The 23,174-nt window shown below is 75.8% G+C and carries 22 protein-coding genes; 6 read left to right on the top strand and 16 right to left on the bottom strand.

What is annotated here, in order from left to right:
- The first annotated feature begins 46 nt into the window (after positions 1-46).
- Positions 47-766: a DUF5701 family protein gene (locus ACH436_RS02720; protein WP_430558633.1), complete on the top strand. Its 720-nt coding sequence runs from the start codon at positions 47-49 to the stop codon at positions 764-766.
- Between the two features lie 82 nt (positions 767-848).
- Here the strand turns inward: ACH436_RS02720 and ACH436_RS02715 are convergent, their stop codons facing one another.
- Positions 849-2,147: a class I SAM-dependent RNA methyltransferase gene (locus ACH436_RS02715; RefSeq protein WP_430558632.1), complete on the bottom strand. Its 1,299-nt coding sequence runs from the start codon at positions 2,145-2,147 to the stop codon at positions 849-851.
- Positions 2,148-2,211: 64 nt separating this feature from the next.
- Entirely contained in the window at positions 2,212-4,206 is a 1,995-nt protein-coding gene (locus tag ACH436_RS02710) for an APC family permease (protein WP_430558631.1), read from the bottom strand.
- Between the two features lie 114 nt (positions 4,207-4,320).
- Between ACH436_RS02710 and ACH436_RS02705 the strand changes: the two genes are divergently transcribed.
- Together ACH436_RS02705 and ACH436_RS02700 are read left to right on the top strand one after the other, a co-directional pair.
- Positions 4,321-4,974 carry a potassium channel family protein gene (locus ACH436_RS02705; protein ID WP_430559138.1) on the top strand — a complete coding sequence of 218 codons (654 nt, stop codon included), beginning with the start codon at positions 4,321-4,323 and terminating at the stop codon, positions 4,972-4,974.
- The gene (locus tag ACH436_RS02700) at positions 4,974-5,780 is read left to right on the top strand and encodes a potassium channel family protein (protein WP_430558630.1); all 807 of its coding nucleotides are present in this window, start codon (positions 4,974-4,976) and stop codon (positions 5,778-5,780) included. The genes ACH436_RS02705 and ACH436_RS02700 overlap by 1 nt, the downstream gene beginning before the upstream one ends.
- On the opposite strand, the gene ACH436_RS02695 is transcribed toward ACH436_RS02700, so the two are convergent.
- The 4 genes from ACH436_RS02695 to dut all read right to left on the bottom strand — a co-directional run bounded on the left by ACH436_RS02695 (position 5,777) and on the right by dut (position 8,417).
- The gene (locus ACH436_RS02695) at positions 5,777-6,676 is read right to left on the bottom strand and encodes a DUF3159 domain-containing protein (RefSeq protein WP_430558629.1); all 900 of its coding nucleotides are present in this window, start codon (positions 6,674-6,676) and stop codon (positions 5,777-5,779) included. The two genes, ACH436_RS02700 and ACH436_RS02695, sit on opposite strands and share 4 nt — an antisense overlap.
- Complete coding sequence (locus ACH436_RS02690; RefSeq protein WP_429729800.1) at positions 6,673-7,041, bottom strand: OB-fold nucleic acid binding domain-containing protein; 369 nt, start codon at positions 7,039-7,041, stop codon at positions 6,673-6,675. The genes ACH436_RS02695 and ACH436_RS02690 overlap by 4 nt, the downstream gene beginning before the upstream one ends.
- 46 nt (positions 7,042-7,087) lie before the next feature.
- Complete coding sequence (locus tag ACH436_RS02685; RefSeq protein ID WP_430558628.1) at positions 7,088-7,855, bottom strand: DUF3710 domain-containing protein; 768 nt, start codon at positions 7,853-7,855, stop codon at positions 7,088-7,090.
- Positions 7,856-7,961: 106 nt separating this feature from the next.
- Positions 7,962-8,417 (bottom strand): dUTP diphosphatase, encoded by a 456-nt coding sequence (gene dut, locus ACH436_RS02680; protein WP_430559137.1) that lies wholly within the window; start codon positions 8,415-8,417, stop codon positions 7,962-7,964.
- A 185-nt stretch (positions 8,418-8,602) separates the two neighbouring features.
- Between dut and ACH436_RS02675 the strand changes: the two genes are divergently transcribed.
- Entirely contained in the window at positions 8,603-9,073 is a 471-nt protein-coding gene (locus tag ACH436_RS02675) for a DUF3093 domain-containing protein (protein WP_430558627.1), read from the top strand.
- A 96-nt stretch (positions 9,074-9,169) separates the two neighbouring features.
- Here ACH436_RS02675 and ACH436_RS02670 read toward each other — a convergent pair whose 3' ends face one another.
- The 3 genes from ACH436_RS02670 to ACH436_RS02660 form a co-directional block, all read right to left on the bottom strand.
- On the bottom strand, positions 9,170-9,469 hold the full coding sequence (locus tag ACH436_RS02670) for a DUF4193 domain-containing protein (RefSeq protein WP_429729811.1): 300 nt from the start codon (positions 9,467-9,469) through the stop codon (positions 9,170-9,172).
- Positions 9,470-9,733: 264 nt separating this feature from the next.
- A complete protein-coding gene (locus tag ACH436_RS02665; RefSeq protein ID WP_430558626.1) occupies positions 9,734-10,621 on the bottom strand; it encodes an inositol monophosphatase family protein in 888 nt (295 codons plus the stop codon).
- Between the two features lie 3 nt (positions 10,622-10,624).
- Complete coding sequence (locus ACH436_RS02660) at positions 10,625-11,287, bottom strand: trimeric intracellular cation channel family protein (protein ID WP_430558625.1); 663 nt, start codon at positions 11,285-11,287, stop codon at positions 10,625-10,627.
- A 163-nt stretch (positions 11,288-11,450) separates the two neighbouring features.
- Here ACH436_RS02660 and sepH point away from each other — a divergent pair, with 163 nt between their 5' ends.
- Positions 11,451-12,662, top strand: coding sequence for a septation protein SepH (gene sepH / locus ACH436_RS02655; protein ID WP_430558624.1), 1,212 nt, complete (start codon positions 11,451-11,453; stop codon positions 12,660-12,662).
- A 48-nt stretch (positions 12,663-12,710) separates the two neighbouring features.
- Here the strand turns inward: sepH and ACH436_RS02650 are convergent, their stop codons facing one another.
- The 6 genes from ACH436_RS02650 to ACH436_RS02625 form a co-directional block, all read right to left on the bottom strand.
- Positions 12,711-13,370 carry a thymidine kinase gene (locus ACH436_RS02650; protein WP_430558623.1) on the bottom strand — a complete coding sequence of 220 codons (660 nt, stop codon included), beginning with the start codon at positions 13,368-13,370 and terminating at the stop codon, positions 12,711-12,713.
- Positions 13,371-13,408: 38 nt separating this feature from the next.
- Positions 13,409-14,041, bottom strand: coding sequence for a DinB family protein (locus tag ACH436_RS02645; protein ID WP_430558622.1), 633 nt, complete (start codon positions 14,039-14,041; stop codon positions 13,409-13,411).
- A gap of 92 nt (positions 14,042-14,133) precedes the next feature.
- Positions 14,134-15,351, bottom strand: a complete 1,218-nt coding sequence (locus ACH436_RS02640; protein ID WP_430558621.1) for an alkaline phosphatase family protein — start codon at positions 15,349-15,351, stop codon at positions 14,134-14,136.
- Complete coding sequence (locus ACH436_RS02635; RefSeq protein ID WP_430558620.1) at positions 15,348-15,947, bottom strand: DUF5998 family protein; 600 nt, start codon at positions 15,945-15,947, stop codon at positions 15,348-15,350. The genes ACH436_RS02640 and ACH436_RS02635 overlap by 4 nt, the downstream gene beginning before the upstream one ends.
- The gene (locus ACH436_RS02630) at positions 15,925-16,803 is read right to left on the bottom strand and encodes a DUF899 family protein (RefSeq protein ID WP_430558619.1); all 879 of its coding nucleotides are present in this window, start codon (positions 16,801-16,803) and stop codon (positions 15,925-15,927) included. Before ACH436_RS02630 ends, ACH436_RS02635 begins: the two co-directional genes overlap by 23 nt.
- Before the next feature lie 73 nt (positions 16,804-16,876).
- On the bottom strand, positions 16,877-19,699 hold the full coding sequence (locus ACH436_RS02625; RefSeq protein WP_430558618.1) for a GNAT family N-acetyltransferase: 2,823 nt from the start codon (positions 19,697-19,699) through the stop codon (positions 16,877-16,879).
- A 165-nt stretch (positions 19,700-19,864) separates the two neighbouring features.
- On the opposite strand from ACH436_RS02625, the gene ACH436_RS02620 reads away from it, so the two are divergent.
- Entirely contained in the window at positions 19,865-22,348 is a 2,484-nt protein-coding gene (locus ACH436_RS02620; RefSeq protein ID WP_430558617.1) for a DNA topoisomerase (ATP-hydrolyzing) subunit A, read from the top strand.
- A gap of 71 nt (positions 22,349-22,419) precedes the next feature.
- Here the strand turns inward: ACH436_RS02620 and ACH436_RS02615 are convergent, their stop codons facing one another.
- Positions 22,420-23,127: an alpha/beta fold hydrolase gene (locus tag ACH436_RS02615; RefSeq protein ID WP_430558616.1), complete on the bottom strand. Its 708-nt coding sequence runs from the start codon at positions 23,125-23,127 to the stop codon at positions 22,420-22,422.
- Positions 23,128-23,174 lie beyond the last annotated feature (47 nt).

Raw genomic sequence — 23,174 nt, 5'->3', positions numbered from 1 at the left:
CGGGCAGCCGTCCGTTGTGCTCCTGCCCCGACCGGAAGGACGCCCCATGACGCCGCCCGCCGCCTCGCCCGCCGCCTCCGGACCGCTGGTCGAGCCAACCCCCGCGCCGCCCGCGCTGCCCTCGTTGGCGGCCCAGGCCGAGCTGCTGGTCGAGCGAGGCGTCGTGCCGCCCGAGCCGCTGTCCCCCGCCGCTCTGCGCGCCGCCGCGGCCGCGCTCGCGCGCACCGCGCCGGCCGGGTCCCTGCTGGTCGTGCACCCGCGGCTCCTGCCACCGTCGGCCCTCGCGGGGCACCTGCGCCTGGGCAGCACGGTGCGCGGGCGTCCCGTCGAGCGCGACGGGTTCGTCGTGGTCGACATGACCGACGTGGACGACTTCGCCCCCGTGCCCGGCGTCGACGTCCCCGACGCCGACGTCTACGCCGTCACCGCCCCCGAGCGTGGCGACGAGATGGCGAACTGGTCGCCCGAGGAGGCCGAGCCCGCGATCGCCGCGCGCGGACGCACCCCGCTCACGCTCGCCGAGGGGATCCACTGGGTGCTGCAGTCCCCCGACGTGCTCGCCCGGAACCTCTGCTTCATGACGATCGGGTCCCGGTTGCGCCGGGCGAACGGCTCCTACGACGCCCGCACGCCCGCCGTCTGGATCTCGAACGGCACCGGCCGCGACGGCGCAGCACGGCGCGGCGCCCCCAAGGTCGGCTGGTGCTGGTGGCGCAACCGGCACACGTGGCTCGGCTTCGCCTCCACCGCCGCCCGCGCCGCCTGACCCCGAAACGGCAACGTGGGTGCTGACCTGTTCCTCATTCGGGCCGAATGAGGAACACGTCAGCACCCACGTTGCGAATGGGTCAGCGATCGAGGACGGCGACGGCCTCCACGTGGTGCGTCATCGGGAAGAGGTCGAAGGCGCGCAGCCCGGCGAGCTCGTACCCGTGCCCGGCGAGGTAGGCGATGTCTCGGGCCAGTGCGGCGGGGTCGCAGGCGACGTAGACGACGCGCCTCGGGCCACGGGCGGCGATCGCGTCCACGACGGAGCGGCCGGCGCCCGCGCGAGGCGGGTCGAGCACGACGACGTCCGCCGCGCCGACGTCGGAGCCCGACGCGTCGCCGTCGGCCAGGACGCGGTCGACGGCGCCCAGGTGCAGCTCGACCTGGGGCAGGTCGTGGGCGTTGCGGCGCGCGTCCTTCACGGCGCGGGCGTCGCCCTCGACGGCGACGACCCGGCCGGAGCCGCCGACGGCCGCGGCGAGCGGCACGGTGAACAGGCCCGCACCCGAGTACAGGTCGAGCACCGTCGCGCCGTCGAGGTCGCCCGCCGCGTCGAGCACGGCGCCCGTGAGCAGGTCGGGCGCGGCCCGGTGCACCTGCCAGAAGCCCTCGGCGGCGACGCGGTAGCGGTGCTCGCCGCCGCCGGCCCGTACGGTCTCGGTGACCGACCGGCGGGCGTTCGGCCGGGTGTCGCCGCGGCCGCGGCGCCACGGCACGTCGTCGACGAGGAGGAGCGCGTCCCCGCCGTCCGCGGGCGCCACGAGCTCGAGGCGGGCGCCCGGCCGCCAGCGCCGGGTCCACACGTCCTCCGCGTCCGCGAGCGCCGCGACCGCCTCGGATGCGAGCGGCATGCCGTCCAGCGGCACCACGTCGTGGGAGCGGAAGCGTCGCATCCCCGCCCGCCCGTCGGCGTCGGCCACGAGATCCACCCGGGTGCGGTAGCCCAGGCCCCCGCGCTCGTCGTCGCCGGGCGCGGCCTCCACCTCGACCTCGCGCTCGAGCTTCGCGAGCCGCTGCAGCTGCTCGGCGAGGACGGCGGCCTTCCAGCGGCGCTGCGCGGGGAGGGACACGTGGGCGAGCTCGCCGCCGCCCACGCCGCCCGGGCCGGCGGCGGGCCAGGCGGACGGGACACGGTCGGGCGACGCCTCGAGGACCTCGACGGCGTCGGCGCGCCAGAAGCGGGAGCCGGTCTCCGTGACGCGGGCGCGCACGCGCTCGCCGGGCAGCGTGTGCCGCACGAACACGACGCGGCCGTCGAGGCGCGCGACGCAGTGGCCGCCGTGCGCGACGGGGCCGATCTCGAGCTCCACCTCTCGGCCGACCTCCGGGTCGGGGGCGGTGGATCGGGGACGCGGCGCGGAACGACGGGGTCGGGGCATGGGGACCATTCTCCCCCGTGCGGCGGGCCGCCCCGAACGGGCCCGGGACGGCGGGCCCCGGGGGTCAGAACCGCGGGCCGCGGGGCGAGGTGCCCTCCAGGCCGGTCTGCCCGGCCGACGACGACAGCTGCCAGGGCACGGAGGCCACCACGACGCCCGGCGTGAACAGCAGCCGCCCCTTGAGGCGCAGCGCGGACTGGTTGTGCAGCAGCTGCTCCCACCAGTGCCCCACGACGTACTCGGGGATGTAGACGACGACCAGGTCGCGCGGCGAGTCGCGCCGCACCGAGCGCACGTACTTGAGCACGGGCCGCGTGATCTCCCGGAAGGGCGAGTCGAGCACCCGCAGCGGCACCGGCAGGTCCAGCGCCTCCCACCGGGCGCGCAGGTCCGCGATCTCCTCGGCGTCCACGCCGACGGTCACGGCCTCGAGCACCGACGGGCGTGACGCCCGCGCGTACGCCACGGCGCGCATGGTCGGCTTGTGGATCTTCGAGACCAGCACGATGGCGTGCACGCGGCTGGGCAGGGCGCGGGCCCCCGCCACGTCGTCGAGCTCCAGCTCGGTGCGCACCCGGGCGTAGTGGGCGCGGATCGCCTTCATGAGCGCGAAGAGGACCGCCATCGCCAGCAGGGTGATCCACGCGCCGTGCGTGAACTTCGTCGCGAGCACGATGACGAGCACCGTGGCCGTCATGACGAAGCCGACGCCGTTGACCACCCGGGAGCGCTGCATGCGGGCGCGCTCGGCGGGGTCGGGCTCCTTGCGCAGCGCCCTCGTCCAGTGCCGCAGCATGCCGAGCTGCGAGAGCGTGAACGACACGAACACGCCCACGATGTACAGCTGGATGAGCCGGGTGACCTGCGCGTCGAAGGCGACGATGAGGACGATCGCCGCGACGGCGAGGGTGATGATCCCGTTGGAGAACGCGAGCCGGTCGCCGCGGGTGTGCAGCTGGCGCGGCAGGAAGCCGTCCTTGGCGAGGATCGAGCCGAGCACCGGGAAGCCGTTGAAGGCGGTGTTCGCCGCGAGCACGAGGATGAGGCCCGTGACGATCGAGATCGCCACGAACGCGGGCGTGAAGCCCTGGAAGACCGCCTCGGCGAGCTGGCTCAGCACGGGGTGCTGGTTGTAGTCCTCCGGCAGCGGCTGCCCGCCCACGCTGAGCTGGTCGTGGGCGTCCTCCACGTACTTCACCCCGGTGACCTGGGCGAGCAGCAGGATCGAGATCATCATCGTCGCGGAGATGCCGCCGAGCAGGGCCAGGGTCGTGGCGGCGTTGCGCGACTTCGGCTTCCGGAACGCCGGCACGCCGTTGCTGATCGCCTCGACGCCGGTCAGGGCCGCACAGCCGGACGCGAAGGCCCGCGCGAGGAGGAACGCGCCCGCGAGCCCCGTGAGCCCCTGGTCGAAGCCCGCCTCGGGCGTCATCTCGAAGTCGGCGCTCTCCGCCATCGGGAGGTCGCCCGCGAAGTAGCGGATCGCACCGACCACGGCCAGCAGGCCCACGAGGGCCATGAAGCAGTAGGTCGGGATCGCGAAGACCGTGCCCGACTCGCGCACGCCGCGCAGGTTCATCACCGTGAGGACCACGACGACCGCGACGGCGAACAGGGCCTCGTGCCCGCGCAGGAACGGCAGGGCCGACGCCGCGTACTGGGCGCCCGACGAGATCGACACCGCCACCGTGAGCACGTAGTCGACGAGCAGGGCCGAGGCGACGCCGATGCCCGCCGACGGCCCCAGGTTGGTCGTCGCGACCTCGTAGTCGCCGCCGCCCGACGGGTAGGCCCGCACGTTCTGGCGGTAGGAGGAGACCACCACGAGCAGCACCACGACGACGCCGAGGCCCACCCACGGGGAGATCGTCGTGGCGGCGATGCCGGCGACCGCGAGGGTCAGGAGGATCTCGTCCGGCGCGTAGGCCACCGACGACAGCGCGTCCGAGGCGAAGACCGGCAGCGCGACGCGCTTGGGCAGGAGCGTGTGCCCCAGGTTCTCGCTGCGCACGGGGCGCCCGATGAGGAGCCGTTTGGCGGCGTCCGCGATGTCCGACACGTCGAGCAATGCTATGCCCGCGCGCGCCGGGGGGCGCGCGGGTCCCGTCGGGACGCCGCCGCGATGTCCGCGGGCTCGGCGAGGTATAGCGTTTCGCCCGTGCACTTCGTGATCATGGGCTGCGGCCGCGTCGGGTCGACGCTCGCGCAGACGATCGAGTCCCGCGGCCACTCCGTGGCCGTCGTCGACCAGAACCCCGACGCGTTCCGCCGCCTGCCGGCCGGGTTCTCCGGGCAGAAGGTGACCGGCGTGGGCTTCGACCGGGACACGCTCGCCCAGGCCGGCATCGAGGACACGTACGCCTTCGCCGCCGTGTCGGACGGCGACAACTCCAACGTGCTCGCCGCGCGCGTCGCGCGCGAGACGTACGGGGTCGAGAACGTCGTGGCCCGCATCTACGACCCGCAGCGCGCGGAGATCTACCAGCGCCTCGGCATCCCGACGGTCGCGACCGTGCGCTGGACGGCCGACCAGGTGCTGCGACGCATGCTGCCCATGGGCGCCACCGACGAGTACCGCGACCCGTCCGGGCAGGTGCGCCTCGCGCAGGTCGACTACCACCCGGGCTGGGCCGGGCTGACGGTGCACCGCATCGAAGAGGCCACCGGCGCCCGGGTCGCCTTCCTGTCCCGCTACACCGACGGCATCCTGCCGACGCCGGGCTCGGTGCTGCAGGAGAACGACGTGCTGCACGTCCTCATGCGCGCCGACGACGCGGCCGCCGTCGAGCGCGTCCTCACCCACGAGCCGCGGCGGGAGGACAGCTGATGCGCGTCGTCGTCGCCGGGGCCGGGTCGGTCGGCCGGTCGATCGCCCGCGAGCTCCTCTCCCACGACCACGACGTCGTGCTCATCGACAGGAACCCCGCCGCGATGCGCGTGGCGCAGGTGCCCGAGGCCGACTGGCTGCTCGCCGACGCCTGCGAGCTGTCCTCGCTCGAGGCCGCGGACGTCACGAGCGCCGACGTGGTCGTCGGCGCCACGGGCGACGACAAGGCGAACCTCGTCTTCTCCCTGCTGTGCAAGACGGAGTTCGGCGTGCCCCGCACGGTGGCACGGGTCAACAACCCGAAGAACGAGTGGATGTTCGACGGCTCCTGGGGCGTCGACGTCGCCGTGTCGACCCCGCGGATCATGACGGCGATGGTCGAGGAGGCCGTGGCGGTCGGGGACCTGGTGCGGATCTTCACCTTCCACCAGTCCGGCGCGGACATCGTCGAGGTGACCCTGCCCGACGACTCGCCCCTGGTGGGGGCGCGCGTCGGGTCCGTCGTGTGGCCCACGGACACGGTGCTGGCGTGCATCGTGCGCGGGGCGCAGCCGCTCGCGCCGACGGTGGACGACACCCTCGAGTCCGGCGACGAGCTGGTGCTCGTCATGGGCAGCCAGGCGGACGAGGAGTCCCTCCAGCGCCTGCTCGCGCGCGGCGGGACGCCGGTCCCCGCGGTGGCGGCGGGCGAGCCCCTCGTGGCGCCCGAGCTCGCCGTCACCGACCGTGCGGACGCCGGTGGTACGGACGGCGACGCGGAGGACGACGCCGGCCAGGACGACGCTGCCCAGGACGACGGTCGTTAGGCCGCCGGCGGCCCGGCGGCCGGGCCCGCAGGCGCCGTCGCGGGGCGGTCGTCGTGCGCACCGCGCACGACGACCCAGGTGAGCCAGAGGACCAGGCCCCACAGCGGGACGCCCAGCACGAGGTGCGCGGTGCCCAGCCAGCCGACGCTGTCGGCGAAGTACAGGGGCACCTTGACCGCCAGGCGCAGCGCGAACAGGCCCGCCCAGAACCACGTGGCGAGGGTGTAGCGCCGGACCAGCTCCGGGTCCTTGCGCCACGCGACCAGCGCGGCGAGCGGGCTCGGGCCGGCGTCCGGCGCGGGCGCCCCGGGCGCGACGGTCTCGGGCGAGCCGGTGCCGGAGGGCCCGGCCTGCGGCTGCGCGCCGTCGGCGTCGCGGGCGCGCTCGGCGGCGACATCGGCGAAGCCGCCGCGCACCGCCTCCACCACGAGCCCGACCACCGGCCAGCGCACCGCCAGCGACACGAGGATGGCCGCGAGGTAGGCCGCGTTGGTCCACAGCCCCCACACGTAGAAGTTCTGCGCCTCGCCGGACCGCCAGGCCCAGAAGACGCCCACGCCGATGCCGAGCAGGCCGCCGAGGGCCTGCGTGATCGGGGTCCGCTGCGCGAGCCGGGCCACCACGGCGACGAGGGCCGCGCCCACCGACGCCACGAGCGCCCAGGTGAGTGCTCCGCGCTCGTCGCCGCCCATCGACGCGATGACGTAGATGACCACGAAGAGCAGGCCGGGCAGCACCGCCTCGACCACACCGCGCACGCCGCCGACGGCCTGTCCGAACGAGAACGTGTCGCCCGTGACCGCCCGCACGCCCCGCGCGTCACCTGCGGGCGTCGCGGGGGTCGCGGGCGCGCCGGGGTCGGCCGGCTCCCCCGCCACCGGGTGTCCGTCGCTCACTCGCCGGCCCGCGCGCGCAGCTCGTACCGGGGGTTGAACATCGTGCGCCGGCCGTCGATGTCGCACACCAGGCCCTCGACGCGGATTCGGCGGCCCGGGTCGATGCCCGCGATGGCGCGCCGTCCGAGCCACACCAGGTCGAGGGAGCCGGAGCCGTCGTACAGCTCGGCCTCCACGGTCGGCACCCCCTCGCGCGGGCGCAGCACGACCGAGCGCAGCACCCCGGCGGCGCTGGCGCGACGGCGGTCGCCCAGGTCGGCGACCGGGGTGCAGCCACGGTGGGCGGCGGCCTCGTGGCGCTCCTCGTCGGCGGCGACCTCGTCGGCGGAGGCCAGCGCGTGCCGGACGGCGGTTCGCAGGGACATCAACAGCTCCAGGCTGGTGGTCGAGCCGGCCTCGCGGCCGGGTCGGTCACCGGATCTCGGTGATCTCCGGCCCGCGGGTCAGCGGGTCGAACGACGGTGTCTGCGGCGCGGCGCCCTCGGGTCCCGCGGGGGTGTCCTCGCCCGACGCCCCGCCCTGGCGCGCGCTCTTGGGCAGGGTGAGGGTCAGCAGGTCGCGCGGCGGGCGGGGGTTGCCGTCCCGCACCACGACGACGTTCGCGAACACGGACTCGAGCTGCTTCGCGGCCTCGGGGTCGACCGCCGCCCGGCCGGACAGCACGCCCCGCAGGAACCAGCGCGGACCGTCCACCCCCACGAAGCGGGCGGGGCGCACGGCCGGCTTGCCGTCGGGCCCCGTGGCCGGGATGCGCGCGATCAGCTCGCGCCCGAACGTGCCGGGCACGTCGTCGACGGTGCCGCCCTGGCGCGTGATGGACGCCCCGATCTCGGCGCGGACCTCGTCCCAGATGCCCTCCGTGCGGGGGGCCGCGAACGCCTGCACCTGCAGGCCCGAGCCGTTGAGGGTCGCGGACACCCCGGTGACCTTCTGGGTCTTCTTGTCGACCTCCATGCGCAGCTCCAGGCCGGGCAGGACGGGCAGCCAGACGGCGCCGAGGTCGACACGCGGGCCCATGCCCGTCACCTGGGTCGAGTCGAACGGGCCGCGCTCGGGACGCTCCGCCTCGTCCGTGCCGCCGGCGGCCTCCGCGGCCTCCACGTCCTGGGCGGCGGCGGCCGCAGGCTCGCGGGCGTCGTCGGTCGCCTTCTTCGACGCGTTGCGCCGGAACAGCCCCACGGAGGATCTCCTTCTCGTCGTCCTGCTCGCCCGGCGGCCGGGCGAGCCCTACCCATCTCCCACAGTAGACCGGTTCGGGCACGCCTCCGGTCCGTGTCCGGGGGCGTCAGCCGCCGGCGAAACCGCCGCTCGAGCCGAACCCGCCCTCGCCGCGGTGCGACCCCGGCAGCGTCGTCGCCACGAGGAAGCGAGCGTGCTCCACCCGCTGCACCACGAGCTGCGCCACCCGGTCGCCGCGGCGCAGCCGCACCGGCTCGGCGACGTCCGTGTTCAGGAGGACCACCTTGATCTCCCCGCGGTAGCCCGCGTCGATGGTGCCCGGCGCGTTCACGACGGTCACCCCGTGCTTCGCCGCGAGGCCGGAGCGGGGGTGCACGAAGGCCGCGTACCCCTCCGGGAGCGCGATCGCCACCCCCGTGGGCACGACGACGCGGCCCTGCGGCGGGATCTCGACGTCGACGGTGGTCACGAGGTCCGCGCCCGCGTCGCCCGGGTGCGCGTACGCAGGGGTCGGGACGTCGTCGAGCAGCGTGACGAGCACGTCGACCGTGCTCGGGTCCACGCTCGGGACGGGGCTGGGGTCGTGTCCCGGCGGGTCGCTCGGGCGCGGGTGCGGATCGGTGCTCGGGACGCTCTGGTCCTGGCTGGCGGTGTCGGGCACCCGGGAAGCGTAGCCGACGAGGCAGGTCGCGCCAGCGTGCGCGCGACCGTGCCCGCGCGGCCCCGCGGTGCTGGGATGATGGGCCCATGAGCGAGCACGCGCCCCACCCGACCCCCGTCACCGGCCCGGCCTTCCGGGAGCGCCTGTCCCCCGGCCCGGCGGCCTGGTGCGGCGCCGTCGGGCTCGGCGTGATCGTCGCGGTGACGCTGTGGCCGCTCGCGCACGCGGTCTCGGCCGTGGTCGGCGCCCTCGTCGCGGCGGGCACGCTCTGGGTCCTCGTCGCGACCGCACCGGTCATCGAGGTCTCCGACGGCCGGCTGCGCGCCGGCAAGGCGCAGATCACCGTCGATCTCCTGGGCGAGGTGACCACGATGGACGACGCCGACGCGATGCGCACCGCCCTGGGCCCGGCGCTCGACGCGCGCGCGTTCGTGTGCCTGCGCGCGTGGGCACGCACGGGCGTGCGCGTGCAGCTGGAGGACCCGCTCGACCCCACGCCGTACTGGCTGCTGTCGACCCGGCGCCCGCAGGCGCTGGCCGCGGCCCTCGCACGCTGAGCCGCGCCGGCTCGTCGGGAGACGACGAAGGCCGTCACGTCCTCGACGTGACGGCCCGTGTCGTCCGTGGTGCTCGCGCCCCGACCCGGCGGTCGGTCAGGCGGCGCACTCCGTGCAGATCATCTGACCGTTCTTCTCGTAGGCCAGCTGGCTGCGGTGGTGGACGAGGAAGCAGCTCGTGCAGGTGAACTCGTCGGCCTGGCGGGGCAGGACGCGGACCGCGAGCTCCTCGCCGGACAGGTCGGCGCCGGGAAGCTCAAAGCCTTCCGCGGCCTCCGTCTCGTCCTCGTCGACGACACCCGACGACTTGTCGGAACGACGCGCCTGGAGCTCCTGGATCGAGTCCTGCTCCACGTCCTCGTCGTTCTTGCGGGGGGCGTCGTAGTCGGTTGCCATCTGTGTGGTCACGCTCCGTGGTATCGGTGTCGGTACGCGCTGATAATGCTCGGCGACCGGGTTTTTGTTCCCGGTCGGCCCACGGATTGTGCACCATTTCGCGCGGGCGCGCGACACCACGCGCTGTTCCTCGTGTCACAGGCCGGAGACCGGTCGCTGACCTGCGACGACGCGTCCCGGGGCCGGCGTGTTCGCCCTCGGCGAGACGTGCGGGCTGAAGCGATACTTCACCCCGGCGCGCGGGCCCGGAACCCCCGAACCTCGTCAGCCGGCCAGGCCCCGGACCGGGGGCTCGGGCCCGTCGGCGTCGGCCTCCTCGAGCAGCCGCACGAGATCCTCCACGACCGGTGCCGCGCCGGCGACCGTCATCGTGCTGCTCGGCCCCCGGCCGTGCAGCCCGCCCACCCAGGCCCCGGCCTCCGCGGCCACCAGGGCACCGGCCGCCAGGTCCCAGGGGTTGAGCCCGCGCTCGTAGTAGAGGTCGAGCGCTCCCTCCGCGAGCAGGCACAGGTCGATGGCCGCCGACCCCAGGCGCCGGATGTCCCGCACCCGCGGCAGGACGCGGGCCAGGACCTCGCCCTGCCGCGCCCGGCGCTCGGGCACGTAGCCGAACCCCGTGCCCACCAGGGACCGGGCGAGGGAGTCGGGCCGGCTCACGCGCAGCGCGCGCCCGTCGCGCTCGGCACCCTGACCGCGCGCCGCGGTCCAGGTGACGCCGTCCACCACCGAGTGCACGCAGCCCGCGAGCGCCGTCCAGCGCTCCGGGTCGACGGGCCCGGCCACGACGGCCACCGAGACCGCGTACGACGCGACGCCGTACACGTAGTTCACCGTGCCGTCGATCGGGTCGAGCACCCAGGTGAGCCCCGACGTGCCGGGCGTGTCGTCGCCCTCCTCGCCGAGGATCGCGTCGTCGGGCCGCTCGGCGGCCAGCCGGCGGCGGAGCAGCTCCTCGACCGCCCGGTCCATGTCGGTCACCGGGTCCACGTCGTTCGACTTCGTGGCGGCGACCTCGACGCGCTCCGGGCGCCCGTCGCGCACCAGCGCCCCCGCCTCGCACGCGAGGCTGCGGGCCAGCGCCCTCAGCGACCCGACGTCGGTGCCGCCCGGGAGAGGTTCGGTCAGGCCACGGGGCTCCGCTCGTCCGTCCACGACCTACATCTTGCCTGACCGCCGCCCCCACCGGGCGGTCCAGCCGGGACCGGGGTGGGGCACGGTCCACCCCCGGGCGAGGGACGCGATGCGGAACCCGAAGACGAGGACCACCACCCCGATCGCGGTCCACGGCTGCAGCACGCCCTCGTGCCACAGCGTGGCGGTGAGGCCGGCGCCGACGAGCGCGGGCACGGCGTAGAGCTGACGGTCGGCGAACACGAGCGGCACCTCCCCCACCAGCACGTCGCGCAGGATGCCGCCGCCGACCGCGGTCAGCACGCCCACCACGACCGACGCGAGCACGCCGGCACCGAGGTCGAGCGACTTGGTGGTGCCCTGCAGCACGAAGAGGGACAGCGCGGCCGCGTCGAGCACCAGGACCGAGCGCCGCATGCGCTCCAGGCCGGGATGGAAGAAGAAGATGATCACGCCGGCGGCGAGGGCGGCCAGGACGAGACGCCAGCTCGAGATCCCGACCGGAGGGGTGTCCCCGATGAGGACGTCGCGCAGGATCCCGCCGCCGAGCCCGGTGACCCACGCCAGGACGAGGACGCCGAACGCGTCGAAGCGCCTGCGCACGGCGGCGAGCCCGCCCGAGACCGCCGCGACGAAGACGGCGACGAGCTCCAGGTAGGAGACCGGGCCGGAGGTGAACGCGTCCACGGGACGTCATCCTCCCAGGCACGCCGGCAGGCGGCCCGTCGGTGGGCGCCACAATCGGCGGCACACCGACGCGCCTGCGCGGTCCCGCGCCGCGCCGGTGGCACCCTCGAACAGGCGGACCCGCCCCGACGGACACCCGCGGGCGACCTGTGAGGGAGGAAGCATGGCCGAGCTCGAGCTCGTGAGGCTGCACGAGGACGGTGAGCGCCTGGTCCTGCGCGGCCCCGACGGCACCGAGAGCACCCTGCCCATCACGGAGGCGCTGCGTGCCGCGGTGCGGCGCGACCGGCCGCGCACCGAGGCCCTGCGCGCCCAGGCGGTCACGGCCCTGCGCCCGCGCGACCTGCAGGCGCGCCTGCGCGCGGGCGCGTCGGTCGAGGAGCTCGCCGAGGAGTCCGGCCTCCCCGCCGAGCACGTGCAGCGCTACGAGTGGCCCGTGGCCGCGGAGCGCGACCACGTGATCGGGCAGGTGCGCGCCCACCGGCTGCCGGGCGACGACGAAACCACGACGCTCGGTGAGGTCGCCGACACCAGGCTCGCCGCGCGTGGCGTGACCGCCGCCGAGGCGCGCTGGTCCGCGCGCCGCGACGGCACGGCGCCCTGGGTGGTCGAGGTGCGGTTCTCCGCGGGCGACCGCGACCGGTCCGCACGCTGGACGTTCGACCCGAAGGGGCGCGTCGTCACGCCGCTCGACGACGAGGCGCGCTGGCTCGGCCAGCCCGACGACCCGGTCTCGCCCGACGTGAGGGGCGTCCCGTCCACGGCCGGCCGCACGGTCGCCCCGCGCCGGCACTCCGAGGACGACACGACGGCGCTGCTCCTGGACGACCTCGCCGGCCGGCGCGGGCAGCGGCCCGGCGACCGACGGCGCACCCCGGCGCGCACGACCGACGACGTCCCTCCCCCGCCGGCGCCGATCCCCGTCGGTGAGGTGAGCGCTCCCCCGTCCGTGCACGACACGCCCGGTGCCGAGCCCGCCCCGGAGCCCGCCGGTGCGGGCGGGGCGAGCGTCGTCGACCTCGGGTCGCGCCGCGCGGGCCTGCGCTCCTCCGGCCCCGACCGGTCCACCCACCCGTCGGCCTCCCGCCGGCCCGTGCCGGGCGTGCTGCCGCTCGACCGGGAGGACGGCGGCGAGGGCACGGAGGCCCCCGCCGAGGCCCGCACCGACACGCACGCCGAAGGACCGTCCGACGTCGTCGACGACGCGCCGGCGCCGAGCGGACCGCCGGCGCAGGGTGCGCCCGGCCCGCAGCCGGCGGCGCCTGCACCCCGGGCCGACAAGCCGTCAGGGGCGCGCCGGTCGGGACGCAAGGGCCGCGCGCAGGTGCCGAGCTGGGACGAGATCGTCTTCGGCGGCGGCCGCCCCTCGTCCTGACGGCCCGCGCCCGCCGCTCGCTCCGGCCGTCCGCCTGCTGTCCACGCGTCAGGCGCGGTCGCCCAGGTCGAGCTGGTCCGTGACGGCGGCGCGACGCCGGGCGTCGTCCTGCGTCATGCGTCGCATGTGGTGGCGCCGGCACAGCACCTCGTAGGACACCGGGCCGCCGTCGGGCGCCCCGGCGACGTCGCCCACCACCACCTGGTCCCCCTCGACGACCATAACCCCGCCCACCGTGCGCGCGTTGTGCGTGGCCCGGGCGCCGCACCAGCACAGCGACCGCACCTGCAGCTCCTCGACGCGGTCGGCGAGCTCGATCAGCCGGGCGGCGCCGGGGAAGAGCCTCGTGCGGAAGTCGGTCGTGATGCCGAAGGCGAAGACGTCGAGCTCCACCTCGTCCACCAGCCGCGCGAGCTGCTCCACCTGGGCCGGGGAGTAGAACTGCGCCTCGTCGCACACCAGGTAGTCCACGACCCGGCCGGCCTGCCGCTCGGCGGCCACGACCTCCCAGAAGTCGGTGCCGTCGGTGACCTCGCGGGCGTCGACCTCGAGCCCCAGCCGCGACGACAGCCGCGAGGTGCCGGCGCGGTCGTCGCGCGTGAAGATCAGCCCGGACCGCCCCCGCGCCGCGTGGTTGTGGTCCGTCTGCAGGGCCAGCGTCGACTTGCCGCTGTCCATGGTCCCGGAGAAGAAGACGAGCTCGGCCATGCGCCAGATCCTGTCAGACGACGGGGCGCCGGCCGCACCTACTGGCCGACGCGGCCGTCGACGCGCTCGCGCAGCAGGTCCGCGTGGCCGCAGTGCCGGGCGTACTCCTCGACGTGGCTGAGCAGCAGCTCGCGCAGGGTGATCGCGGCCCCCGGCTCCGCACCCAGGTCGGAGAACCCCGCGTTCGTCGCGCCGAGGTCGCCGAAGCCCTCGACCATGCGGTCGGTGGCCGCCATCTCCTCCCGCCAGCGCCGGAACGCCTCCTCGACGACGGCGGGGTCGGCGACGGCGCCGTCCCAGTCGCCGTCGCGGTGCGCGTCGCTGCGGTAGAGCCACGGCGCGTCCTCGCCCGTCATGATGCGCCGCACGTGCCGCTCGTCCTCGGTCAGGTGGCGCACGAGGCCCAGCAGCGACATCGTCGACGGCGGCACCGAGCGGCGGGCGAGCTGCTCGGCGTCCAGGTCGGCGCACTTCATCTCGACCGTCAGCCGGTACGAGCGGAGCGAGTCGAGCAGGAGCGCCCGCTCCTCGTCCGTGCCCGGGTCGCGACCGGCGTCGCTCTCGCGCGGGTCGTCCGCCGGGTCCACCCACATGTCGGGGTAGACCGTGGCGCGGGTCCAGCGGGACGCGGGCGCCGGGTCCTGCGCGCCGTCCTGCACGCTCTGCTCCATCTCGGCATGGTGGCACCCGGCGCCCGGACGCGCCACGGAATTCGTCGCCGCCCCGTACCGCCCGTGCCGCCGTGGCCGCCCCGGGCCGCCGGCTACGCCTGGGCGACCAGCAGCGGCACGACCATCTCCGCGGGCGTGAGCGACCCGTGCACGCCCGGCATCTCACGGGCGCCGGACGGGTGCAGCCGCGAGTCGACGACCGTCGCCGCACCGCGGGCGGCGACGAGGACGTCGCCCACCACGGGCAGCACGTGCTCGGCCACCGGGCCCAGCCAGCCGGCCGCGACCGCGTCGTCGCGGAGCACCACGAGCGCGTCGTCCCCGAGCACCGTGGCCCAGCGTGCCGCGACGTCGCGCGGGTCCGCGCCGGGCGCGACGTACACGTGGCCGGCGCGCGGCTCGCCGCCCAGCAGCGCGACGTCCCGCGCCAGCTCGGGGTGCGCGGCGACGTCGTGCTGGCGGGACAGGTCCGCGGTCACCTGGCCGTGGTCGGCGGTGACGACGACGAGCGTGCCCTGCGGCACGGACCGCACGAGGCGGCGCAGCTCGGAGTCCGTCTCCTCCAGGGCGTCGCCCCACTGCCACGACTGCGGCCCGTGCTGGTGGCCCGCCTTGTCGACCGCTCCGTGGTACAGGTACACGAGGCCGGGCTCGCGCAGCTCCCGCACCGTGGTGCCCACCTGGGCGTCCAGGCCCTCGGCGGGCACGTAGCGCGGTCCGCGCAGGGCCGCGCGGGTCATCCCGGAGCCCGCGAAGCGGGCGGGTCCGGGCGCGACGACCCGCGTGCCGGCGGCGGCCATCCGCTCGAGCACGGTGGGCTCGCGCTGCACGTCCTCCGGCTCCGCCCGCATCGGGCCGGAGAGCTTGGTCCGACGGTAGGGGTCGGACTGCTCGGTCCAGGAGACGGTCGTGGCCAGGCCTCCCGTCGCGGGGTTGCGCTGGGTGTAGCCGAGCAGCCCGGTGCGGCCCGGCGCCGTGCCGGTGCCGAACGTCGCGAGCGCCGCGGCCGTCGTCGACGGGAAGCTGGACAGCACCGACCGGCCGTCCGCGGCCAGCGAGCGCAGGAACGGGGCGTGGCCGCCGCGCTCGGCGAGGTTCGCCAGGCCCAGCCCGTCGACCAGGACGACGACCGCCCGCCGCACGCCGGACGGCAGGCCGAGCGCGTCGCGGCAGTCGGCCGACCGCAGGCCGGTCGCGGTCGTGAGGTCCACGCCGAGGGCGCCCGCGACGGCGGGCAGGACGGCGGCGAGCGAGCCCGTGCCGTAGGAGGGGGCGAGCAGGCCGTCGGGCAGCGCCAGGGTCGCCGTCATCGGGCGACGCGCCCGCTCGCCCCCGTCGCCGCCGACAGGGAGCGCGAGAACGCCATCGCGCGACGCAGGGCGTCCCGGCCCTCCGCGGCCCCGCTGACGCGCACGACGACGTCGTCGGGGGTGAGCTGCCCGGTGAGGCCGTGGTCGGCCTCGCAGTTCGGGTCCGGGCACTGCGCCGGCTCCAGGTCGACCCGCGAGACCGCGCCCCAGCCGATCGCGAGCGTGAGCTCGGACGCGCTGTCGCCGGGGCGGTGCTCGGCGGGCTCGTCGACGACGTGCGTGAGCGCGACGGAGCGGATCTCGCTCAGCGGCACGGCCTCCGTGGTCGCCGCCGCGGACGACGGGTGGGCCGCGTCGCCCTCGTGGTCGTCGACGTGCGCGGTGACCAGGCGGGTCGGCGTGAGCGCCAGCACGGTGAGGTGGCGGCGCACCGCGTCGTCGAACGTGGTCTCGGCCTGCACGAGGTGGGCGAGCACGTCCTCGTCGGCGAGCGCGACGTCGAGGACGTCCTCCACCAGGTCCGGGTAGTACCCGGCCCGGCGCACGTGGGCGGACAGATCGGCACGGAGGTTCTCACGGGCAGTGGCATGCGGCACCCGCGCATTCTCCCACCACGCCCGCCGGGAGACCACCAACGCCGGGACGGGCCGACCCGAGCCCGTGGTCGTCGTCCTCCCCCGCCGGTGCCGCGCCCAGGCGCGCCCACTGGGGAGTGGGCCGGCCCGCACCCCAGCCGCTGCCGCCGCCGTCCGCGTGCGCGCGCCAGAACCAGCCGGACTCGCGGCCCTCCGGCCATCCCTCGGGGTACTCCTGCCAGGCCTCGAGCCTGCCGCGGGGGGTCAGGTCGAGCAGCGCGAGCGCCGGCATCGTGGCCTCGCAGCCTCTCCCCGTGAGCGTGCCCGTGAGGAACACCCGGTCACCCAGGCGCAAGAAGCACGCCCAGGTGCCGGAGTTGTCGCCGCGCACGACCTCGTCCTGCACGCGGGACCCGGGGTCCGCGACGGCGTACCAGTGCTGCGGGTAGCCCATGAGCTCCACGAACGGCGCCAGCTCCGCCCAGGTCGCCTGGGCGAGCACCGCGAACGACACGCCACGGGCGGTGAGGTAGGCGGGATCCTGCACGGCGACGTACGTGAGGGTGCAGCCCGCGCACTGGTCCTCGGCGGGCGCGCCCGGGTGCCACATGTGCTGGTAGACGACGAGCTCCTCGCGCCCGGCGAACAGGTCCAGCAGGGTGGCGGGGCCGTGGGGCCCGACGACGACGGAGGCTGCGTCGACCTCCGTCATCGGCAGGCCGCGACGCGCGGCGGCGATCGCGTCGCCCTCCCGCGTGTGCGCCTTCTCCCGCACGAGCAGGTCGTCGCGGGCGGCCTGCCAGGCCTCCCGGTCGACGACGGTCGGGACGGCAGGCGCCGAGGCGCGGCCGTCGGTCGGGGTCGGGGTCGGGGTCATCGTGCGCTCCTCGCTGGTCGGCTGTCACCAGCACGACGAACGGGCGGCGCCCGGACCGACACTCGACCAGGACTCAGCCGGGCAGGGCTCGCCGGGGCGCGTCGGCCCGCTGCGCCGCCGACCGCAGCCGGACGACGGCGTGCAGCACGCTCACGCCGACCGAGCCGGCCACCACCGGGTACAGCTCCAGCGAGGCCAGCTCGGGCAGGTCGTCGGCCAGCACCGACACCCGCGCGAGCACGTCCTCGAGCGCGTCGATGTCGGCCTCGGGCGCGCCGCCGTACCCGAACAGGCGCGGCGCGGCGCGCACGGTGCGCACCATGGCCGCCACGTCCACGTCGGTGAGCGGCGGGATCCCGTAGGCGACGTCGTCGAGCAGGTCGGTCGCGTCGCCCGCGAGCCCGAAGGAGACCTTCGGGCCGAACAGCGGGTCCTCGCCGGAGCGGATGACGCACGGCACCCCCACGGGCGCCATCGCCTGCACCTCCATGGCAGGCTCCTCCTCCCCCAGGACCTCGAGCGCGACCTGCCGCAGCCGCTCGACGTCGGCGCGCAGCTCGCCCGCGTCGGCGATGTCGAGACGCACCCCGCCGAGGTCCGTGCGGTGCCGCAGCGCGGTCGACGCCGTCTTGAGCGCCACCGGCCACCCGATCGCGTCGGCAGCCGCGACGGCCTCGTCCGCCGTGCGGACCGTCCGCGAGCGCCAGAGCCGCACGCCGTAGCAGTCCAGGAGCTCCGCCGTCTGGTCCTGCGTCAGCACACGGCCGTCCCCGCCGTGGGCGTCCGCGAGCCAGCCCTCGACGAGCCGGCGCGCCCGCCGCGCGTCCACGCCGTCGGGGCGCACGTGCGTGCCGCGGTCCTCCGTGCGCCAGCGCGCGTACGTCACCACCTTGCCGAGCGCGGTCACGGCGTCCTCGGGGGTCGAGAACGCCGGGATGCGCACGGGCGTGCCGTCGGGTCCGGTCGCGGCGAGCTCGTCGGGCAGGCCGCTGAGGCCGAGCATCGACGCGACGGTGGTGCGCCCGGTCCGGGCGGCGGCCTCGGCGACCGCGCGCGCCACCGCCCCCGTCCGCGGCACGACGACCGGCACGTCGACGGCCACGACGACGTCGCACGCCCCCGGGGCGTAGAGCGCGTCAGTCACCTGGGCGATCTGCTCGTCGGTGGCGTCGGGCAGCAGGAAGTCGGACGACGCCGCGACGACGAGGCCCGCGGCGGCCGCGGCCTCCGCGACGAGGGCGGCGAGCGCCGCGGAGGAGGCGAGGATGCCCACGCGGCCGCCCGCCGGCAGGGGCTGGTGCGCGAGCACCTGCGCGACGTCCATGAGCTGGTGGGTGTTCTCCGCCCGGATGACGCCGGACTGGCGCAGCATCTCGTCGAGCAGGCGGCGGGGTGCGCGGGTGGCGCGCACGGCGTGGCCCGGCGGCACGACCTGCCCGGACCGGCCCGCCACCACCACGACGACGGGCTTCACCCCGGCCAGGCGGCGCGCGATCCGGGAGAACTTGCGGGGGTTGCCGATGGACTCGAGGTAGAGGCAGACCACGGCGGTGCGCGCGTCGTCCTGCCAGTACTGCATGAGGTCGTTGCCCGACACGTCGGCGCGGTGCCCCGCGGACACGAGGGCCGAGACGCCGAGGCCCCGGCGCTCGAGCGTCCGGGTGAGCGTGACGGCGGCGGGCGCCGACTGGCAGAACATGCCGACCACGCCCGCGCGGGGCGAGCTCTCGGCGAGGCTCGCGTGCAGCCGCGCGCCCGGGGTCGTCGTGAGCAGGCCGAACGACGCGGGCCCGACCACCCGCATCCCGCCGGCGTGCGCGGCGCGCACCAGCTCGCGCTGCCGGGCCAGGCCGTCCGGGCCGGTCTCCGCGTACCCGGCGGCGAGCACGACCACGCCGCGCACGCCGCGCCCGGCCAGCCGGCGCACCGCGTCGACGGCGTCCGCAGGCGGCACCGAGAGCAGCGCGAGGTCGGTCCCGCCGTCCCCGTCGGCCCCGTCGGCCCCGTCGTCCCCGGCAAGGGCCTCCTCCCACGACGCCACGACCGTCACCCCGTCGACGTCCGGGACCGGGCCGGGGGCGCCGAGCACGGTGAGCAGCGTGTCGCCCGGGTCGGCCGCCGCGGCGTCCACGACCCGTTGCGCCAGGTGGTGCTCCGGCGCCGCGCCGCCGGGGCCGGCCGGCCCGGGGCCGACCAGCAGCACGCGCCGGGCGGACAGCAGCGCCTGCATGGAGCGCGCCTCGGCACGGTGCTCCCGGTCGGCCATCACCTCGCGGGAGCGCTCCGTCGGGTCGAGGTCGAACGCGACCATGACGACGCCGTCGTCGAGGTGCTGGCTCACCTCGTACCCGGCGTCGCGGAACACGGCGAGCATCGACGAGTTCTGCGGCAGCACGTCCGCGGTGAACCGCCGCACGCCGCGCTCGCGCGCCGCCGCGGCGACGTGCTCGAGGAGCACGGAGCCCAGGCCCTTGCCCTGCATCGCGTCGGCGATGTTGAAGGCCACCTCCGCCTCGGCGGCCGACACCTTGTCGTACCGGGCGACACCGAGCACGTCCTCGCGCGGGCGTCCGTCGGCGTCGACGCCGGGCCGCACGGCCACCAGCGCGACGCGGTCGTGCTGGTCGAGGTGCGTGAGGCGGTTCAGCTCCCGGTCGGTGAGGCGCCGCACGGGCGCGAAGAAGCGGAAGTACGCCGACCGTTCGGACTGTGCCTCCTGGAAGCGCTGGATCGCGTCGGCGTCGTCCGGGCGCAGCGGCCGCAGGTGCATCGTCGTGCCGTCGCGCAGCACCACGTCGGCCTCCCACGCGACCGGGTACTCGGGGCCCGCACCGCGGTCCGGCCGCGGGTCGCGCGGGGTGCCGGGCTGCTCGTCCGGAGTGTCGGGTACGTCCACCCGTGCAGGTTATCCGTGCCCACAGGGCGGCGCAGGCGCGGGCTCGTCGCCGCGCCTGCGCCGCCCTGTGGGCGCCCCCGGATAGAGTCTGGTGCCGTCCCCGAGGCCCACCGGCCCCGCACCGAGCACGACCCGACAGCCCACCGAGCCCAGGAGCCGCACCGCATGGCGCGCAAGAGCAGCAGCGCACCCGCCACCGACGAGCCGTTCGACGAGAAGATCGTCGACATCGACGTCGCGGCGGAGATGGAGACGTCGTTCCTCGAGTACGCGTACTCCGTCATCTACTCGCGCGCGCTGCCCGACGCCCGCGACGGCCTCAAGCCGGTGCACCGCCGGATCCTGTACATGATGTCCGACATGGGCCTGCGGCCCGACCGCGCGCACGTGAAGTCCTCGCGCGTCGTCGGCGAGGTCATGGGCAAGCTCCACCCGCACGGCGACACCGCGATCTACGACGCGCTGGTGCGCCTCGCGCAGGACTTCTCGATGCGGCTGCCGCTGGTCGACGGGCACGGCAACTTCGGCTCCCTCGACGACGGCCCCGCCGCGCCCCGGTACACGGAGGCCCGGCTGGCGCCGCCGTCGATGGCGATGACCGCGGGCCTGGACGAGGACGTCGTCGACTTCGTCCCGAACTACGACAACAAGCTCACGCAGCCCTCCGTGCTGCCGTCGGCCGTGCCGAACCTGCTGGTCAACGGCGCGTCGGGCATCGCGGTCGGCATGGCGACGAACATGGCGCCGCACAACCTCGTCGAGGTCGTCGCCGCCGCCCAGCACCTCATCGCCCACCCGGACGCCACGCTCGACGACGTCATGCGCTTCGTGCCCGGCCCCGACCTGCCCTCGGGCGGCAAGATCGTCGGCCTCGAGGGCGTGCGCGACGCCTACCGCACGGGCCGCGGCACGTTCCGCACCCGCGCGACGGCGCGCATCGAGAACGTCACGCCGCGCCGCAAGGGCATCGTCGTCACGGAGCTGCCCTACGGCGTCGGCCCCGAGAAGGTGATCGAGAAGATCGCCGACGGCGTGAAGGCCAAGAAGATCCAGGGCGTCACCAACGTGCAGGACCTCACGGACCGCACGCACGGCCTGCGCCTGGTCGTCGAGGTGAAGACCGGCTTCGACCCCGACGCCGTCCTGGAGCAGCTCTACCGCACCACCCCGCTCGAGGACTCGTTCGGCATCAACAACGTGGCCCTCGTGGACGGGCAGCCCCGCACGCTGGGCCTGCTGGAGCTGCTGCGGGTGTGGGTGGAGCACCGCATCGACGTGGTGCGCCGCCGCTCGACCTTCCGGCTCGCCAAGCGGCAGGAGCGCCTGCACCTGGTCGAGGGCCTGCTGCTGGCCATCGTCGACATCGACGAGGTCATCCAGGTCATCCGCACCTCGGACGACGCGGCCACGGCGCGCGAGCGCCTCATGAGCGTCTTCGACCTGTCGGAGCCGCAGGCCACCTACATCCTCGACCTCCAGCTGCGCCGGCTGACGAAGTTCTCCCGCATCGAGCTGGAGAAGGAGCAGTCCGAGCTGGAGCGCGAGATCGCCGAGCTGCAGGAGATCCTGGCCGACGACGCCCGCCTGCGGGCCGTCGTGAGCGCCGAGATGAGCGAGGTGTCCTCCACCTACGGCACCCCGCGCCGCACCGTGCTGCTCGACTCCGCCGGCGGCGCGACCGCCCCCGCGGCGACGAACGGCCGCAGCAAGGCGCCCGCCATCAGCCTCGAGATCGCGGACTCCCCCACGCGCGCGCTCCTGTCGGCGACCGGGTTGCTCGCCCGCACGTCGGGCGAGGCCGCCGACGCACCGCTCGAGCGCGCCGGGAGGCGGCACGCGCACGACGCGATGCGCGGCGACGTCGCGACCAGCACGCGCGGCGACGTCGGCCTCGTGACCTCCGCGGGCCGCCTGCTGCGGGTGTCCGTGCTCGACCTGCCCGCGCTGCCCCCGGTCGACGGCCCGCCGTCGCTGTCCGGCGGCATCCCGGTGAGCGAGCTGGTCGCGCTGGCGCCCGGCGAGACCGTGCTGACGGTGGCCTCCCTGGACGAGGACGCGCCCACGCTGGCGCTCGGCACCGCGAACGGCGTCGTCAAGCGGGTCGCGGCCGGGGACGTGCCCGCGAACCGCGACGAGTGGGAGGTCATCGCCCTCAAGGACGGGGACCGGGTGGTCGGCGCCGCACCCGTGGGCGACGACGACGAGCTCGTCTTCGTGGCCTCGGACGCGAGCCTGCTGCACTTCGACGCCTCGGCGGTGCGCCCGCAGGGCCGCGCGGCCGCAGGCATGGCGGGCATCCGCCTCGGCGCGGGGCAGCAGGTCGTCTTCTTCGGCGTCGCGCGGGCCGCAACCCGCGACCTGCACACCGTCGTGACGGTGGCGGGGACGTCCGGCGCGCTGCCCGGCACCGGCGGAGGCTCCGCCAAGGTCACGCCGTACGAGCTGTACCCGGGCAAGGGGCGCGGCACCGGCGGGGTGCGGGCCCACCGCTTCCTCAAGGGCGAGGACGGCCTGGTCCTCGCCTGGGTGGGCGAGGGGCCCGCGCGCGCCGTCGGCGGGGCCGGGCAGCCGGTCGAGCTGCCGGAGAGCACGGACCGGCGCGACGGCTCCGGCCAGCCGCTCGCCGCGCCCGTCGCCGCCGTCGGCTGACGACTTCTTCGAGCAAGCGATCTGTCGCGTCATCGACCCCGATGACGTGACAGATCGCCTGCTCGAAGAAGTCAGCGGGCCAGCGCGTCGACGATCGCCGACCCCAGGTCCGCCGGCCGCGAGAACATCGGCCAGTGGCCGGTGGGCAGGTCGACGATCTCGTAGTCGTGCAGCCGGGCCAGCTCGGCCACGTACGGGTGGCCGGAGGCCATCAGGTCGCGCAGCGTGCTGGCCGGCATCTCGCACGCGATCACCGTGGAGGGGATGTCGAGGCGGCGGAGGTCGTCGCCGAGGTGGTGCCCCTCGCGGACCGTGCCGCCGGGCTGCGGGATCGCGCGGTCCCGGAACTGCGTGCGCAGCTCCTCGGTGAGGCCGACCACGTCGGCGTCCTCGAGCTCGTCCCACGCCGGCAGGTGGTGGTCGACGACGTCGGCGGGCAGGTCGGCGCCCACCGCCTGACCCTCGGAGAACGGCCCGGAGTCGACGTAGACGACGTGGGCCACCCGCTCGGGCCGCCGGTCGGAGGCCGCGTACACGAGGCCGCCGCCCGCGGAGTGGCCCACGAGCGCGACGGGTGCGCCGCCGGGGACGGCGTCGATCGCGGCGACCACGGCGTCCACGTGGTCGGCAAGGTGGATGCCCGACCGGTCGGCGTCGGCCGACTCCATGCCGGGCAGCGTGACGGCGTGGGGCGTGTGCCCCGCCGTCGTGAGCGCCGGGACCACGTCGTCCCACGCCGATCCGTCGAGCCAGAACCCGGGAACCAGGATGATGTCCATGACCCGAGATTACGAGTGACCTCCGACACGCCGGCTGCTTCACTGCC

Source organism: Isoptericola sp. NPDC019693, assembly GCF_044389085.1.
Classification (GTDB): domain Bacteria; phylum Actinomycetota; class Actinomycetes; order Actinomycetales; family Cellulomonadaceae; genus Isoptericola.
Note: the sequence above shows the minus strand (reverse complement) of the source record. Positions and strands in the feature narration are given on the sequence as shown.